Here is a 15,577-nt window from a genome sequence, read left to right as displayed (position 1 = left end):
GGTAAGGATGGGAACCTGATGGCATCGGTGCACGGAGCATTGCTTGATTTGAAGCGGCTGGACCAACTCGCGGGGGGAGACACCCCCTTGCACCGGCTCGACCCCCGCGCCAAGGTGCTGGCCACCCTTGTTTTCATCGTCTGCGTCGTTTCCTTCGGCCGTTACGAACTCTCCGCCCTGATCCCCTTCTTCATCTTCCCCGTCTGCCTGATCGCCGCGGGCCGGCTTCCCGCCGGTTACCTGGCGACAAAGGTGGCCCTGGTCGCCCCCTTCGCCATCGCCGTCGGCATCGGCAACCCCTTTTTCGACCGCACCTTACTGTTGCACCTGGGGCCGCTTGGTATCAGCGGCGGCTGGGTGTCGTTTGCCTCCATCGTCGTGCGCACCGCGCTGACCGTCAGCGCCGCGCTCACCCTGACCGCGCTCACCGGGTTCACCTCCATCTGCCGCGCCCTGGTGCGCCTGGGGATGCCCAAGCCCTTCGCCATGCAGCTCCTTTTCCTGTACCGCTACCTGTTCGTGCTGGCCGAGGAGGGGGGGCGGGCCGCCCGGGCGCGTGAGCTGCGCTGCTTTGGCCGCAAGGGGAGCGGGTTCGCCAGCTACGCCTCGCTGCTGGGGCACCTGCTGCTGCGCACCTGGCAGCGGGCCGAGCGGATGCATATGGCGATGCTCGCCAGGGGCTACACCGGGGCCTTTCCCGCCGCCCAGGCCGGGCGCTTCGGCGCGCGCGAAGTCGTCTTCCTGCTCTTCTGGAGCACGCTCTGCATCACCTTGAGGTTCTACAACGGCGCCGAGTTACTCGGGACGCTGATAACGGGGCATCTGTCATGAGCCATCACATCCTTGAAATTGATCACCTGCGCCACGTCTATCCCGACGGCACCGAGGCGCTGCGCGACATCAGCTTCAGTGTCACCCACGGCGAGTCCGTGGCGGTGATCGGGGCCAACGGGGCGGGCAAATCGACGCTCCTGGCGCACCTGAACGGGCACCTGCTCCCCCATGCGGGGGAGGTGCGCATCGGGCACGTCCCGGTGAGCCGCGCCACCCTGGACGAAGCGCGCCGCACCGTCGGGATGGTCTTTCACGACCCCGACGACCAGCTCTTCATGCCCACGGTCTACGAGGACGTGGCCTTCGGTCCCCTGAACCTGGGACTGGCCGGTGCTGAATTGAATCACTGCGTGACCGAGGCCTTGCGCCGGGTCGACGCCGAGCACCTGGCGGGTAAGGCGCCCTATCATCTCTCCGCCGGCGAGAAGAGGAGGGTGGCCATCGCCACGGTCCTCTCCATGTCGCCTGACATCCTGGTCATGGACGAGCCGACCAACGGCCTGGACCCGTACGCCCGCAGGCAGCTGATCGGACTTCTGCGGGATTTTCACCACAGCAAGATCATCACCAGTCATGACCTGGACATGGTGCTGGAGGTCTGCGAGCGGACCGTGGTGCTTTCGCAAGGGGTGGTGCGGGCGGACGGCCCGACGCTGGAGATCTTCCGGGATGAGGCGCTGCTTCGGGAGTGCCGGCTGGAGAAGCCGCTCTCGATGCAGGGATGCCCTGTGTGCGGCAAGGGGACTGGCTCCGCAAGGTGCCTGTCCCCTTAGTGCTTTGGTGCTTGAGGTAGGTTGCTGAGCTGAAAGGAGCGTTCCGCAAGAGGGACAGGCACCTACGGAGTCTGTCCCTTCGGGCGAAAAAAAAGAAAGCCCCGGATTCCTCCGGGGCTTTCGTAAAGTTCTACGCTATGTTATTGGGATTAAACCCTGCTGACGTTAGCTGCCTGGAGGCCTTTCGGTCCCTTGACGATTTCGAAGGTCACGCTGTCACCCTCGGTGAGGGATTTGAAGCCGTCGCTGTTGATAGCGGAGAAGTGAACGAAGACATCCTCGCCGTTCTCCTGCTCAAGAAAGCCAAACCCCTTGCTGTCGTTAAACCACTTTACAGTACCGTTTACCATTTACTTACTTCTCCCATAATACTTCTTTTTGGTTTTAATCCACGGGTATTCGAGGACGCGTGACAGTATCACTTTGTAATTCCCGTGTCAATATATTTTAAATTAGATTTAAAGTTTTTTGCTTTGTATACGGAAAGCGTTGCGTTGACACAGGGCGCGCGCTGTAGTAGCGTGCCCTTGCCGTTGCGGTCAGCCGGACGGCAGACACTGCTGCTATGCCAAAGCACAAAGGAAATGAGAGTATGAAGATCTGGGTAGATGCCGACGCCTGTCCACGGGTGATCAAGGAGATAGTGTTTCGCGCCTCGCAGCGTCTCAAGGTGCCGGTCTGCCTGGTCGCCAACAGCGACCTGTCGCGGGCGCACACGGCGCTGGTCAGCTCCGTGCGCGTGGCCGCAGGCTTCGACGTGGCCGACGACTACATCGCCGAGCATGCACAGGCGAGCGACCTGGTCATCACCGCCGACATCCCGCTGGCTGCCAGGGTGGTGGAGCGGGGCGGCGTCGCGCTGGACCCGCGCGGTGAGCTCTACACCGAGGAGAACGTGGGCGAGCGGCTCTCCATGCGCAACCTGATGCAGGATCTGCGCAACGACGGTCTGCTGCTGGGAGGCCCGGCGCAGTTCGGGCTTGCCGACCGTCAGCGTTTCGCCTCCGCTCTGGACCGGCTGCTGACCCGCATGGTGCGTGGCGAGCGCCCCTGAACGTCTGTCATAGTCACCGTTTTATCCCGCCTCCACTGTCACGTCGCGGTCTTTACCGTTTCCTGCACAAAGGCTCTTCCCTATCTGCCGTTTCGTCTATGTCAGTATCATCCTTCCTGTCTGAAACAGATTTCCTCGCTGTGTGATAAAATCTTTTGTACCTGTGCCTCCGGTCGTGTTAATGTCGCCTCAAAAATGACGGTATTTCAATAAATCTTGAGACAGTGCGACGCCTATGACTGCCCACTATCAACAGAGGTCTTCCGGGGAAACAGAGCTCGAGCAGAAACGGGCCGAGCTTGCCTCCCTGCGCGCCCGCCACGCCGAGGCTGCCGCCGTATTGAACCAGTTGCGCGAGGAGATCGCGGGTTTCGAGAGGAATTACCAGCAGACGCTGGGGCGGCGCATGGCCGAGCTGGAACGGCTGGAGCACGAGATAGCGCGGTTGACCGGCGCTTACGTTCCGGACGGCGATGACGGCGCCGAGGACGAACCGGCCGGCCGCAGTCACAAGGAAGACCGCAGCGATGGTCAGACCTACCGAAGCGGCACGACCTTCCGGGGGGAAGGCCAGGCGCGCGGTCGGGTCTGGAAGTCGGATCCCCAGGACATAAAGGCGCTCTACCGTGAGGTCGCCAAGGCCATCCACCCCGACCTGGCCGGGGAGGGCGCCGGCTCGCTGCGGCACGAGCTGATGCTGAAGGCCAACAAGGCCTATGCCGACGAGGACCACCGGGCCCTGCGCGAGATCCTCAGGAGCTGGCGGCGCCATTTCCCCGAACAGGCCGAGCAAAGCGACCTGAGGGCCGAGCTGGCGCGGCTTAAGAAGCAGATAGCCGTCGAGATCGAGGCGATCCGGGAGATCCACGAGCAGATCGAGCAGTTGCGCGGCAGTTACGTGCACCGTTTCAAGCTGCGCGTCGATGAGAGCGCCGCCGCAGGGAGCGATCTCTTCGCCGACCTGGTGGCGGCCGCCGAGATAAACATCGCGCGTGCCGAGCGACGCCTGGCTGCGCTGCAAGGGGGGCAGGGCAGTGGACGGACGCAGGGGGCGGCGAGGCACAGCCGCGTGGTGTCCTTTCCCGGCGACGAACAGTGCGGCGATCTCTACCAGCGCGATCTTCACTCGGTCGGTTTCAACGCCTGGAAGAAAGCGGGCCCCGCCATCGGCGCCGTTAGGGTCGCCCTGGACCAGGCGTTGCGCCTGGACGTGAAAGAGGGGGCGAGCCGGAAGCTCAAACAGCTGCAGGGGGTGCGTCCCGAGGACCTGCAGGCGCTCTATCTTTACGACGTCTGTGACGCCGACCTGGACAGCATCGTCCATCTCTCCGGGCTCGAGGAGCTCTACCTGTGCGGCTCGGGGCTTACCGACGCCGCGCTGCTCAGCATCTCGACCCTGGCGAACCTGAAGAGGATCTATCTGTACCAGACCCGTATCTCCGACCGCGGCCTGGTCTACCTGCAGGGGATGCAGGGGCTGCAGGGGCTGACCAGCAGCGGCAACAGCATCACCGACGAGGGGCTGGCCGTCTTCCAGCAGGCGATACCGGGGGTGAAGACGGTGAGCTTCAAGTGGAGAAGGTGAGGCAGGGGAGGGGGTAGAGAGATTACGAAAGCCCGGGAGAGATTTTCCCGGGCTTTCTTGTTGAAAAGCGGTTACGCAAAGGACCCGAAGTAGGCGCAAAGACCGCAATGAAAACTTGTGGGGATTACCTCAAGAGCCTTTCTTTGCGATCATCGCGGATACTCAGCGTACTTTGCGTAACTGCTTGTAAGGTGTGCGCAATGGAGGGGGCGAATGATAATCCGCCCCTACAGGGTATGGCAGACGCGATGCCGCCTCTCTTAAACGTTGAGGAACCTCGCCATGTCTGCGATGAGGTCGTCCGGGTCCTCGAGACCCACCGAGAGACGGACCAGGGTGTCCTTGATGCCGCGGGCCTCGCGCTCGGCCGGGGGCATGGCCGCGTGCGACATCTTGGCGGGGTAGGAGAGGATGCTCTCCACGCCCCCCAGGCTGACCGCGAAGGCAGCCAGCTTCACCCCTTCCAGGAGACGCTTGGTGGTGTCGTAGCTGTCAAGCTCGAAGGAGAGCACGCCCCCGGGACCGCCGGCCTGGCGGTTGTGGATCTCGTAACCCGGGTGGTCGGGGAGGCCGGGATAGTAGACCCGCTGCACCGCCTTCTGCTCGCCCAGCCAGGCCACGATCTTTCGCGCACTTGCCTGGTGCTCCTCCATGCGGACCTTGAGGGTTTTCAGGCCGCGCAGCACCAGCCAGCTGTCCTGCGGACCGAGCACCGCGCCGAAGGCGTTCTGGATGAAGCGCAGCCGCTGCCCCAGTTCCGGGTCCTTGGCGACCGCGAAACCGCAGATCACGTCGGAGTGGCCGTTCAGGAACTTGGTGCCGCTGTGCACCACGATGTCGCAGCCAAGCTCCAGCGGCCGCTGCAGGTACGGGGTCATGAACGTGTTGTCCACGATGGTGAGGATGCCGTTCTCCCTCGCCAGGTCGACCGCGGCGGCGAGATCGGTGATCTTGATCAGCGGGTTGGACGGCGTCTCCAGGTAGAGGGCCTTTGTTTCGGGCCGGATCGCGGCGGCGATGGCGGCGTTGTCGGTGGCATCCACGAAGGTGGCCTCGAGTCCCCATCCCTTGAACAAGGTGGTGAGGAGCCGGAAGGTGCCGCCGTAGACGTCTTCGCACACCACCAGGTGATCGCCCGGCTTGAACAGGAGCAGGGTGGAGGCGGTGGCCGCGATCCCCGACGCGAAGGCCAGGCCGACCGCTCCCTTTTCCAGACCGGCGATCGCCTCCTCCAGCGCCTCGCGGGTCGGGTTGCCGGAGCGGGCGTAGTCGTAGCGGCCGAAGCTGTCTACCGAGCGCTGCGCGAAGGTCGACGAGAGGTAGATGGGGTGGCTTACGGAGCCGTGCTCGGGGTCGATCGGGTCGACGCCGTGGATCAGTTCGGTGGCGAATTTCATGCGTGCTCTCCTTCGAATGCCTGGGCCAGGTCGGCGATCAGGTCGTCTTTGTCTTCTATTCCCACCGACAGGCGCAGCAGCAGGTGGTTGATGCCGAGCCGCTGCAGTTTCTCGGGCTCGATGTCCGCGTGGGTCTGCACCCGCGGGAAGGTGATCAGGCTCTCGACCCCGCCGAGGCTCTCGGCGAAGGAGATGAGCTCCGTCTTCATCAGGAGCTGGTTCACCAGCTCCGGTTCGGTCACCTCGAAGGCGATCATGGCGCCGAAGCCTCCGCACTGGTGCTTCATCAGGTCGTGCCCCGGGTGGTCGGGGAGCCCGGGATAGTAGACCCGTCCCACCCGCGGGTGCCGGGTAAGCCACTGGGCCAGCGCCAGGGCGTTTTCCTGCTGGCGGTCCATGCGGATGCTGAGCGTCTTGATGCCGCGGACGGTGAGCCAGGAATCCTGCGGTCCCAGGACCGCGCCGGCGCCGTTTTGGTGGAAATAGACCTTTTCCGCGAGGGCCGCGTCTTTTACCGCCACCAGGCCGCAGACCACGTCGTTGTGCCCGGCCAGGTACTTGCTCCCCGAGTAGACGGTGATGTCGGCGCCGAGGTCGAGGCAGCGCAACAGGTACGGGGTGAGGAAGGTGTTGTCGACGATGCAGAGCATGTCGTTGCCCTTACAAATCTCGGCCAGTCGCCGCACGTCGGCCACCTTGAGCAGCGGATTGGTGAGCGATTCCACGAACAGGGCGCGGGTGTTCGGGCGGATCGCCCGGCGCACCAGCTCCACGTCGCTCGTGTCGACGTAGCTGAAGCTCAGGCCGAACTGCTGGAACAGCTTCTCGAACAGCCGGTAGCTTCCGCCGTAGAGGTCCTCGGTGACGATCAGGTGGTCTCCCTGTTGAAACAGGAACATGAGGCTCGTGATGGCGGCCATTCCGGAGGCGTAGGCGAAGCCGCGGCTCGCGCCTTCGAGTTTTGCGATCCCTTCCTCCAGGGCCTGGCGGGTCGGGTTGCCGGAGCGGCTGTAATCGTACCCGGTGCTCTGGCCCAGGCCGGGGTGGCGGAAGGTGGCGGTCTGATAGATGGGGACCGTGACCGCGCCGGTCCGGCTCTCGCGCTCGAGTCCTATCTGTGCTGCAGTGGTTGCGATGTGCATCGTAGCCTCCAAATGGAAAAAGTCCCCTTCCGGGGTCGGAAGGGGACTTTTCTATTGTCGGTCCGCACTTCCTTATCTTTCGGAACGTTGCCGTTCCGCTGGATTTGGCACCTTCCCCCCGTGGGGAGGTTGCCGCGATGTCATAGGGCCAGTCCCTCGATCGCTCTGGATAAGTTATGCTATTCGGTTGTCAGGGGTGCTGCTTTAATCCGTGACTCTAGTAATACTGAGGCACTGTCCTTTTGTCAACCATAAAACTCTACTTGTTGACTAAAATAAAAGTTATTTCTGGTAAATCTTTTCCCTACCGCCCAGGTAGTGTTGCCCGGTGCGCCGGGACGTCGCTCCGCTACCCGGAACGAGGCCGGATGGTATACCAAAGCGTCTTTCTGTATCTGGTACGGCAGCAACAGGCTCATTCTCTTTTATACCTCAGGCAATCGAACATTCTGTCGGTTTCTCTTCTGGGGATACTGACAACGCTCAGGCCCATTGCCTGTCATTGATCCTCCTCTCTTGCTATCACGGATGACATACATAAAAAGTTTATTTTGTTGATTTGACAATGCTTGGAAACCTGCCACTATAATCCAAGGTACATAATGATCAATGGAGGGATATCAATGGCAACTTTGGTAGAAATCGCAGCTCAGATCGTGGCGTCACATGCGTCTAGCACTCCGATGACTTCTGATCAGCTTATATTCGAAATCAGCAAAGTGCACAGCGCCCTCAAAAATCTTGAAGCCGGTGAACCTGTCGAGGGTGTAGAGGAACCCAAAGCTTCCTTGACAGTAAAAGAAGCGTTCAAGAAAGGCGAGGTCGTCTGCATGCTGTGTGGCAAAGGGGGCTTCAAGACGCTGGCCCGTCACCTGAACACCGCGCATGGCATGAAGCCGGGCGAGTACAAGAAGCAGTTCGGCATTCCGGGCAAGCAGCCGCTGGCGGCCAAGAACTACTCCGAAGCGCGCCGGAAAATGGCCCTGGACCGCGGTCTGGCCGACAATCTCGCCAAGGCGCGCGGCGTGCGCATGGCCAACATCGAGGCGAAGAAGGCGGTTCCCGCCAAGGCCGCCAAGGCGGCCAAGCCTGTCAAGCCGGCCAAGCCCGCCAAGGTCACCAAAGGGGCCAAGGCTCCCAAGGACAGTGCAAAGGCGAAGGTGGCCTGATCCGCACTGATTCGGTTTAAAAGCCGCTCCCTAACGGGGCGGCTTTTTTTGTTGCATAGATACTGCGGTAAAGGGGTAAGCATCTGCGTTTGCGGCTCAGTCCGCTCTTTATTTCTGTTTTGGGATTGGTTTTGCGGCGGGCTTCGGTTAAACTCCCTTGCCCGTAGCAGTTGCTCACAGCGCCGCGATTGATTGCTCGGCAGCGCTGCATGGTTGCCAAAGCGATGCGCACGTGTGACAATGCTTCCTTGGGAAGATGATGCGGACGTTTAGTAGTGTCAGTAGGTGGTGCCGCCCGATCTTTCTTTTCGTTCGAAGTTGTGATGGTACCTCATAAAGCTGCAACTGACATGCGCCGCCTACGGGAGTCAGAGATGCGGACACTGGTAGATCTTTTTCATAGCTTTGCGCCGCGGGGGGATAAGACCGCTCTGGTGAACCGAACCGGCGTGCGCCGCTTCGCGGTTTCGTATCGCGAGCTCTCCGAGCTCTCCCTGAAGATGGCGGGGCTGCTCGCGCGTCAGGGCGTGGCGCCCGGGGATCGCGTGCTGTTATGGGGGCCGAACTCGTCCTGGTGGGGCGTTGCCTACTGGGGCATCATCATGCGCGGCGCCATCGCCGTTCCCGTCGATTTCATGTCGGACCGCGGCCGCGCCGAATCGATCCTGAAGCTCACCCAGGCCAAGGTGGTGCTGCAGAGCCGGTTCAAGCCGGAGCGGCTCGACGTTCCGGATGGTCTGCTCCTGGAGGACCTGAAGTATCTGCTCGAGGACGCCCCCCCCTACGCCGACGTGGTGCACCCGGGCCCCGACGACATCGCCCAGCTCATCTACACCTCGGGTACCACCGGCAACCCCAAAGGGGTGATCCTGACCCACGGGAACCTGGTGGCCAACATGGTCCAGATCAACCGTCAGGTTCCCATCATCACCCCCGAGTTTTCCTTTCTGTCGCTGCTGCCGCTGTCGCACATGTTCGAGCAGATGGGGGGCTTCTTCACGCCGCTGTACCGCGGCGCCGCCGTCATCTACCCGCGCACCCTCAAGCCTTCCGCCATCATGGAGGCGCTGGGCGAGGAAGACGTCTACGTGATCATGTCGGTGCCGCGGCTGATGCAGCTGTTGAAAACCACCATCGAGCGGGAGCTGGCCGAGAAGCATCTGACCGGCGCCTTCGCGTCGCTCACGCAGCTGGGGCAGGGGCTTTCCAAGCCGGCCCGGAAGAAACTGTTCTTCCCGGTGCAGAAAAAGTTCGGCGCCAACTTTACCGTGTTCGTCTCGGGCGGGGCGCCGCTCGACCCCGAGGTGTTCCGCTTCTGGGACAGCATGGGCTTTACCGTGCTCGAGGGGTACGGGCTTTCCGAGTGCTCGCCGGTTCTCTGCGTCAACACCGTGGAGAAGCAGGTGGCCGGTTCGGTCGGGCCGCCGCTGCCGGGGGTGGAGCTGAGGCTGGACGGCAAGGAAGTGGTGGTGAGAGGAGACAACGTTTTTCCGGGCTACTACCAGAACGAACAGGCGACCAGGGCCGCCTTCACGGAGGACGGCTGGTTCAAGACCGGCGACCTGGGCGAGATCGGAGCCGACGGCTGGCTCACCATCAAGGGGCGCGAGAAGGAGCTCATCGTCACCGGCGGCGGGGTCAACGTCTATCCCGACGAGCTGGAGGCGGTCCTGAACAAGGTCCCCGGGGTGAAGGAATCGTGCGTCATCGGCCTGGACCGCGGCGCCGGCGAGGAGGTGCACGCGGTTCTCCTTTTGGACGACAGCGGCGCCAAACCCGACGAGATCCTGGCCCGGGCCAACTCCCAGCTCGACACCATGCACCAGATCACCGGCTACACCATCTGGCGCGAGCCGGAGTTCCCCAAGACCACCACGCTTAAAATCAGAAAGTTCCAGGTCAAGGAGCAGGTGAAGCAGGGCGCAGCCGCCGGCGGCTCCGGGGCGACCCAGGACCACCTGGTGAACCTGCTCGCCAAGGTCACCGGCACCGATGCCGGCGATATCAGGGAGGATTCCCTGCTGGTCGCGGATCTCGGGCTCACCTCCATCGGCCGCCTGGAACTGGTCAACTACCTCGAGCAGGAATTCAGGCTCGATATCGAGGACTCCCAGATCGGCCCGCAGACCAGGGTCGCCGAGGTGCGTCGCATCATCGCCCGGCGCGAGAAGGGGCACCGGCGCGGCCACTACCGCTTCTGGACCAACACGGCTCCGGTCCGCGCCCTGCGCATGCTGGGGGACGCGCTCCTGAACTACCCCCTGTACCGCCTCTTTGCGAGGCTCGAGGTGCGCGGGCGCGAGAACGTCGAGCAGCTTGAGGGCCCGGTCATCTTCATCGCCAACCACCTGGGGTATTTCGACCAGCCTTCCCTCATGTTCGCGCTCCCCAGGGAGGTCCGTTACCGTACCGCGACCGCCGCCTGGGAGGAATTCTTCTTCGGCGACTACCACGGTCTGGACCGCTTCTGGCGCCTGGCTGCCTACCAGTACGGCACCCTGTTCCTGAACCTGTTCCCGCTGCCTCAGACCAGCGGCTTCTCCACGGCCGTCAGGTACATGGGAAAGCTCACCGACCGGGGGCTGAACACCCTGATCTTCCCCGAGGGTGGCCACTCGCACGACGGTACCATGCAGGACTTCCAGCTCGGCCTGGGCATCATCGCCAAGGAACTGGAGATTCCCATCGTGCCGGTTAAGATCGCGGGGACCGACAAGATCCTCCCGCCGAAGCACACCGGCATCCCCAGGCGCGGCACGGTGACGGTCACCTTCGGGAAACCGCTATCGTTCCGCTTCGAGGAGCCCGCGCAGATCGTTGCCAGGGCGCAGGCGGCGGTGGCTGAAATTCAATGATGTCGTGATGAAGAATGTTGTGATGAAGGAGTGTGTCGGATGAAGGAACCCATTTCCCTGGCTTACCGCCGCTACGCCCTCGGGCTGCTGCTGGCGGTAAACCTCCTGAACTACATCGACCGCCAGGTGCTGTTCGCCGTTTTCCCGCTGATCAAGGCGGACCTCTCCATAACCGATACCGAGCTGGGGCTCCTCGGCAGCGCCTTCATGGTGAGCTACATGGTGATCGCGCCGGTGTTCGGCTGGCTGGGCGACCACTGGAATCGGGTCAAGCTCGCCTCCACCGGCGTGGTCATCTGGAGCTTCGCCACCATCCTGGCCGGCTTCGCGCCCGGCTACCGCACCCTGCTCGCCGCCCGCGCCACCGTCGGGGTAGGGGAGGCGAGCTTCGGCACCGTCTCTCCGGGACTCATCGCCGACTTCTTCGAGAAGGAAAAGCGCGGCAGCGTCCTCTCCTGGTTCTACGTCGCCATCCCGGTCGGGAGCGCCCTCGGTTATCTGCTGGGGGGCGTCCTCGGTCAGCGCTTCGGCTGGCACTCCGCCTTCCTCATGGTCGGCCTCCCCGGTATCCTGATCGCCGTGCCGCTCTGGTTTCTGCGCACCCCCGAACGCGGGAGCGCCGAGAGTCCCGAGCAGGCGGCGGGGCAGGAAAAGGGCGGTGTCGCCGGATACCTGCAGCTCTTCCACAACCGCTCCTTCGTCACCAACACGCTCGCCATGGCCGCCATGACCTTCGCCATCGGCGGGCTGGCGCAGTGGATCCCCACCTTCCTGTTCCGCACCCATGCGCTGAACGTCGAAAAGGCCAACCTCATGTTCGGCGCCGTCACCGTGGTGGCCGGCATCCTGGGCACCCTGGTCGGGGGCGTCCTCGGCGACCGCTGGCAGAAGAAGAGCAGCAAGGGGTACCTGCTCGTTTCGGGGTGGGGCTTTTTCATCGGCGCCCCCTTTGCCGCCTGGGCCATCCTGGCGCGGGACATCCCCTCCTGCATGGCGGCGATCTTCATGGCGGAGTTTTTCCTCTTTCTCAACACCGGCCCGCTCAACACGGTCATCATCAACGTGACCAACCCGCGGGTGCGCGCCATGGCCTTCGCGGTCAACATCTTCTTCATCCATGCCCTGGGGGATGCCGTCTCGCCGTCCATCCTGGGATGGTTTTCCGACCAGTGGGGGCTTCGGTCGGCACTGTTGTCCACCCCGCTGGTGATGGCGCTTGCCGGCGTCTTCTGCTTCGTCTGCGGCCGCTTCGTGGCCCACGACATGGCGCAGGCCGAACCCTCAGCGTAACCGTCAGAGCCTATCGAAATGAACCCGAGGTTTACCGTGATAAAAACGCACCGCATCCACACCCAGTTGATCCGACTGGTCCTGCTCGCCGTCTGCGCCGCCTTCTTTTCCGGCTGTGCCACCGTCAAACAGCCTCTCACCGGACTGGTTCCGGGACGCGGCATCACCACCGTGCAGTCCTCGGTGAGCCTCTCCGCCTCGTCGGGGGAGCGCAGCAGCGCCGGGCGCGGCTACCTGGTCTACCAGGCGCCCGACCTGTACCATCTGCTCATCCTTTCCCCGTTCGGGCAGACCATGCTGGAGGCTTTCGGCGAGAGCGACCGGTTCACCTGCGTGATCCCCTCCAAGCAGGTTGCCTTCACGGGGCTGCTCTCCGAGCTCCCCGCGGAGAGCGCACTGAAGAGCCTGCAGCTGTTTCGCTGGGTGATGGCCCCGCCGCCCCTGCCGGTACCGGGGCCGCTGCGGCAGAAGGTGGAGATCGACGGCACCGCCTACTACTACGACGAGATCGGGATGATCGAGCGCAAGGTCGCGGCTTCAGGGGACCAGGTGCGCTACCAGGGATACCAGAGCCTGGACGGGGTTCCCTTCCCGGAAACCATCGAGATCCGCAGCGCCACCGGGGGGGAGGTGCGCATCGTTTTCGACGAGCCGCAGCTGAACGCACCGGTCGAGTCCTCTTCACTGAGGCCCGATCTCTCTGGAATGGCTGTGTATCCTCTCTCGGAATTCAAGGTGATGTGACACCCTCTGGTTGACCCCGGGCCGTTCTTTGCCATAATTAGCCCTTGTTCTGTTTTTGCGGCATGTTCGACTGGAACAATTGTTGTTGCTGCTGCTGGAGTTGCCGAGCCGTTCAAAACAAAACTTTTAATTATATCCGGGTCTTGCTATTCTTACTCTCAGACCGATGAGAGTGCAGGACCCACCGCTCGGCAGCGGAAGCCAGATTCAGCGCACCGGCAACAAAGTCTTCAGGAGTCGACACCATGAGATACGCATACGCCACCTTGCTCGTTACCAGTCTGTTGTCACTCAGCGCCTGCACCTTCTTCGAAGCAAAGCAACAACCCCAGGTACAGCCGGCACGGGTGAAAGAACTCTCGATACCGGTGGGGAAGAACTGGAAGGTTGTCGAAGAGCCGCCTGTTCTCGGCAACGAGCGCAGGGAACGGCCCGCCTTCCAGACCGAACAGTCGGTGCAGCCGGAAGGGACCCAGCGCCCGACCGCCGCCCCCGAGGAGAAGGAACGCAAGATAGAGACCACCAGGTAGCGACATCACCCTTACCCGTCACGCGGGCGCCTCGGCGCCCGCCTCGATCAGCGACCGGACCCGGTCCAGCCATGGCACTTCCCGAAGCACCCCGGTAATCCAGAAAACGCCCATACCATCCTAAAGGGGAGCCCGATGGACAGAAAACTCTATCTGAGCATACTTGCGGCCCTGGTCACGGCCGCTGCCGTCGTCCTCATGACGATCCTGGCCGCCCCCATCCTGAAGCCCCTCGCCTGGGGGCTCATCATCGGGGTCGCCACCATGCCTCACTACAACCGCGTGCTGCGCCGCTATCCTGAACATCCCGACCGCTCCGCCGGCATCATGGTGCTCGCCGTGGCGATCTGTTTCGTGCTTCCCGTGGCCGCACTGGTGGTCACCGCGGCGGTCAACGCGCCGGACTGGTACCGGCAGGTGGTGCAGCTGGTACAGACCATCGGGAAGACCGGCACCAGCAATTTCGGGCACCTCCCCGTAGTGCAGAAGATCATGGGACTGGTGGACCGGTTCAACATCGATCTCGCCGGGCTCGGGGGGAAGATCGCCTCCACGAGCTCCACCGTGGTGCTGGGGCTGGCGGCAGATCTCGCGCGCAACATGTTCAGCTTCCTCGGCACCCTTGCCATCGCATTGTTCATCCTTTACTTCATCTATCGCGACGGCGAGCGGGTCGTTGCCGCCTTCATAGGTCGGATCGCTCCGGATCCGCGCCAGGCACAGCTGTACGCCGCACAGATCCGCTCCATAACCACCGCGGTGACCGTCGGGACGGTACTGACCTGCGCCACCCAGGGGGTGCTGGCCGGGCTCGGCTACTGGGTCGCCGGGGTGCCGGCGCCGATCTTCTGCGGCGCCCTGACCGCCATCGCCGCGCTGGTCCCGGTGGTCGGGACCGGTGTCGTCTGGGTGCCCCTGGTCGCGGTGCTAGCCCTCAACGGCTCCTATCTCGCCGCAGGGCTCTTAGCCGCCTGGTGCATCGTCTTCGTCGGCATCGCCGACAACGCCATCCGCCCTCTCGCCATCGGCGCCTCCAGCGACATCTCGACCCTCGCCGTGGTCCTGGGCGCCATCTGCGGGGTGGTCAGCATGGGGCTCCTCGGTCTGATCGTGGGCCCCGTCATCTTCGCCGTGCTGTTTTCCCTGTGGGACGATGCCGTCGCCGACGCCGAGGCAACCGACGAGGGCGGCGTCCCCTGATGCCGACGCCCGGGCCCCGCTCTGCGGCCGTCCGGAGGAGGATGTAACCTATGCCAGCTCAAAAAGGGATCGTTTCCGCCAGGCTTTTGGTATTGGTCCTGTTGATCATTCTTTTCTGCTGCAGCCTCGCGCGTGCGGCGGAGACCGAGCCTTCCGGCGAGCGGGCCCTCCTCGCCAAGTACGCAGCCCTCAAGGTAAAACTTGAGAAGAACCAGTTCGGCGCCCCGATCTTCCTCGAATCGGTCGAGGGGCAAGACTCGGTGCGGGTCGACATGTACGGCGTGTTCCACCATCCCTTCGACGCGGTCCGCGAGGCCCTGCAGTCCCCGGCCGCCTGGTGCGACATCACGCCGCTGCACATCAACATCAAGGCCTGCGTCTACAAGACGGTCAAGCAGCAGACCCAGCTCACCCTGTACAGCGGGCGCAAGTACTTCCAGCCCCCTTCCGACGCCTATCCCCTCAAGCTCTCCTTCCGCGTCGCCGCCAGCCAGCCCGACTACCTGGAACTCGCCCTGGTGGGTGAGGAGGGACCCTTCGGCACCAAGGACCACCGCATCGGGGTGCAGGCCGTGCCGCTGGAGGGACAGGGTACCTTCCTGCACTTCAGCTACACCTACAGCCACGGCACCATGGCGCGCATGGCCATCAAGACCTACTTCGCCACCCTCGGGCGGGACAAGGTCGGCTTCACCCTGGTAGGGGAGGACGGCAAACAGACCTACATCGACGGCGTGCGCGGTGCCGTGGAGCGCAACACCATGCGCTACTATCTCGCCCTGCAGACCTACCTGGACACGCAGAAGTATCCGGAGGGGCAGCGCTTCGAGCAGCGCCTGAACCGCTGGTACGACCTGACCGCCAAGTATCCCCGCCAGTTGAAGGAGATCGACAAGGCCGCCTACCTCAGCAACAAGAAGATGGAGCGGGCCCAGCAGGAGGCCCTGCAGGCGAAGCAGGGAAGCTGATCGGGAGTTCCCGCCGCTTAGGCCAAAGGACATGCG

Annotated in this window: 14 protein-coding genes and 1 riboswitch; of the genes, 11 read left to right on the top strand and 3 right to left on the bottom strand. The window is 63.2% G+C overall.

What is annotated here, in order from left to right; all coding sequences use genetic code 11:
- Positions 1-18 precede the first annotated feature (18 nt).
- Positions 19-831 carry a cobalt ECF transporter T component CbiQ gene (cbiQ, locus tag KP004_RS10055; RefSeq protein ID WP_216802175.1) on the top strand — a complete coding sequence of 271 codons (813 nt, stop codon included), beginning with the start codon at positions 19-21 and terminating at the stop codon, positions 829-831.
- The gene (locus KP004_RS10050) at positions 828-1,607 is read left to right on the top strand and encodes an energy-coupling factor ABC transporter ATP-binding protein (RefSeq protein ID WP_216802174.1); all 780 of its coding nucleotides are present in this window, start codon (positions 828-830) and stop codon (positions 1,605-1,607) included. Before cbiQ ends, KP004_RS10050 begins: the two co-directional genes overlap by 4 nt.
- Positions 1,608-1,756: 149 nt before the next feature.
- Here KP004_RS10050 and KP004_RS10045 read toward each other — a convergent pair whose 3' ends face one another.
- Positions 1,757-1,957 carry a cold-shock protein gene (locus KP004_RS10045; protein ID WP_129126184.1) on the bottom strand — a complete coding sequence of 67 codons (201 nt, stop codon included), beginning with the start codon at positions 1,955-1,957 and terminating at the stop codon, positions 1,757-1,759.
- 242 nt (positions 1,958-2,199) lie between these two features.
- Between KP004_RS10045 and KP004_RS10040 the strand changes: the two genes are divergently transcribed.
- Positions 2,200-2,661: a YaiI/YqxD family protein gene (locus tag KP004_RS10040; protein ID WP_216802173.1), complete on the top strand. Its 462-nt coding sequence runs from the start codon at positions 2,200-2,202 to the stop codon at positions 2,659-2,661.
- Positions 2,662-2,896: 235 nt separating this feature from the next.
- Positions 2,897-4,246 carry a coiled-coil domain-containing protein gene (locus KP004_RS10035; protein WP_216802172.1) on the top strand — a complete coding sequence of 450 codons (1,350 nt, stop codon included), beginning with the start codon at positions 2,897-2,899 and terminating at the stop codon, positions 4,244-4,246.
- Between the two features lie 260 nt (positions 4,247-4,506).
- On the opposite strand, the gene KP004_RS10030 is transcribed toward KP004_RS10035, so the two are convergent.
- Complete coding sequence (locus tag KP004_RS10030; protein WP_216802171.1) at positions 4,507-5,643, bottom strand: trans-sulfuration enzyme family protein; 1,137 nt, start codon at positions 5,641-5,643, stop codon at positions 4,507-4,509.
- Complete coding sequence (locus KP004_RS10025) at positions 5,640-6,785, bottom strand: trans-sulfuration enzyme family protein (RefSeq protein ID WP_216802170.1); 1,146 nt, start codon at positions 6,783-6,785, stop codon at positions 5,640-5,642. Before KP004_RS10025 ends, KP004_RS10030 begins: the two co-directional genes overlap by 4 nt.
- A gap of 69 nt (positions 6,786-6,854) precedes the next feature.
- Positions 6,855-6,961: riboswitch (SAM riboswitch) on the bottom strand.
- Positions 6,962-7,408: 447 nt separating this feature from the next.
- Between KP004_RS10025 and KP004_RS10020 the strand changes: the two genes are divergently transcribed.
- The 7 genes from KP004_RS10020 to KP004_RS09990 all read left to right on the top strand — a co-directional run bounded on the left by KP004_RS10020 (position 7,409) and on the right by KP004_RS09990 (position 15,541).
- Positions 7,409-7,954 carry a Ros/MucR family transcriptional regulator gene (locus tag KP004_RS10020; RefSeq protein ID WP_216802169.1) on the top strand — a complete coding sequence of 182 codons (546 nt, stop codon included), beginning with the start codon at positions 7,409-7,411 and terminating at the stop codon, positions 7,952-7,954.
- 374 nt (positions 7,955-8,328) lie between these two features.
- Positions 8,329-10,809 (top strand): AMP-binding protein, encoded by a 2,481-nt coding sequence (locus tag KP004_RS10015; protein WP_216802168.1) that lies wholly within the window; start codon positions 8,329-8,331, stop codon positions 10,807-10,809.
- A 39-nt stretch (positions 10,810-10,848) separates the two neighbouring features.
- A complete protein-coding gene (locus tag KP004_RS10010; protein ID WP_216802167.1) occupies positions 10,849-12,099 on the top strand; it encodes a spinster family MFS transporter in 1,251 nt (416 codons plus the stop codon).
- An 18-nt stretch (positions 12,100-12,117) separates the two neighbouring features.
- Complete coding sequence (locus tag KP004_RS10005; protein WP_216802166.1) at positions 12,118-12,843, top strand: lipoprotein insertase outer membrane protein LolB; 726 nt, start codon at positions 12,118-12,120, stop codon at positions 12,841-12,843.
- A gap of 245 nt (positions 12,844-13,088) precedes the next feature.
- Positions 13,089-13,373, top strand: a complete 285-nt coding sequence (locus KP004_RS10000) for a hypothetical protein (RefSeq protein WP_216802165.1) — start codon at positions 13,089-13,091, stop codon at positions 13,371-13,373.
- 135 nt (positions 13,374-13,508) lie between these two features.
- A complete protein-coding gene (locus KP004_RS09995) occupies positions 13,509-14,573 on the top strand; it encodes an AI-2E family transporter (RefSeq protein ID WP_216802164.1) in 1,065 nt (354 codons plus the stop codon).
- 50 nt (positions 14,574-14,623) lie between these two features.
- Positions 14,624-15,541, top strand: a complete 918-nt coding sequence (locus KP004_RS09990; RefSeq protein WP_216802163.1) for a hypothetical protein — start codon at positions 14,624-14,626, stop codon at positions 15,539-15,541.
- The last annotated feature ends 36 nt before the right edge of the window (positions 15,542-15,577 follow it).

This window comes from Geomonas oryzisoli (assembly GCF_018986915.1).
Taxonomy (GTDB): Bacteria; Desulfobacterota; Desulfuromonadia; order Geobacterales; family Geobacteraceae; genus Geomonas; species Geomonas oryzisoli.
The sequence above is the reverse complement of the archived record's forward strand: the minus strand, read 5'-3'. Positions and strand labels throughout refer to the sequence as shown.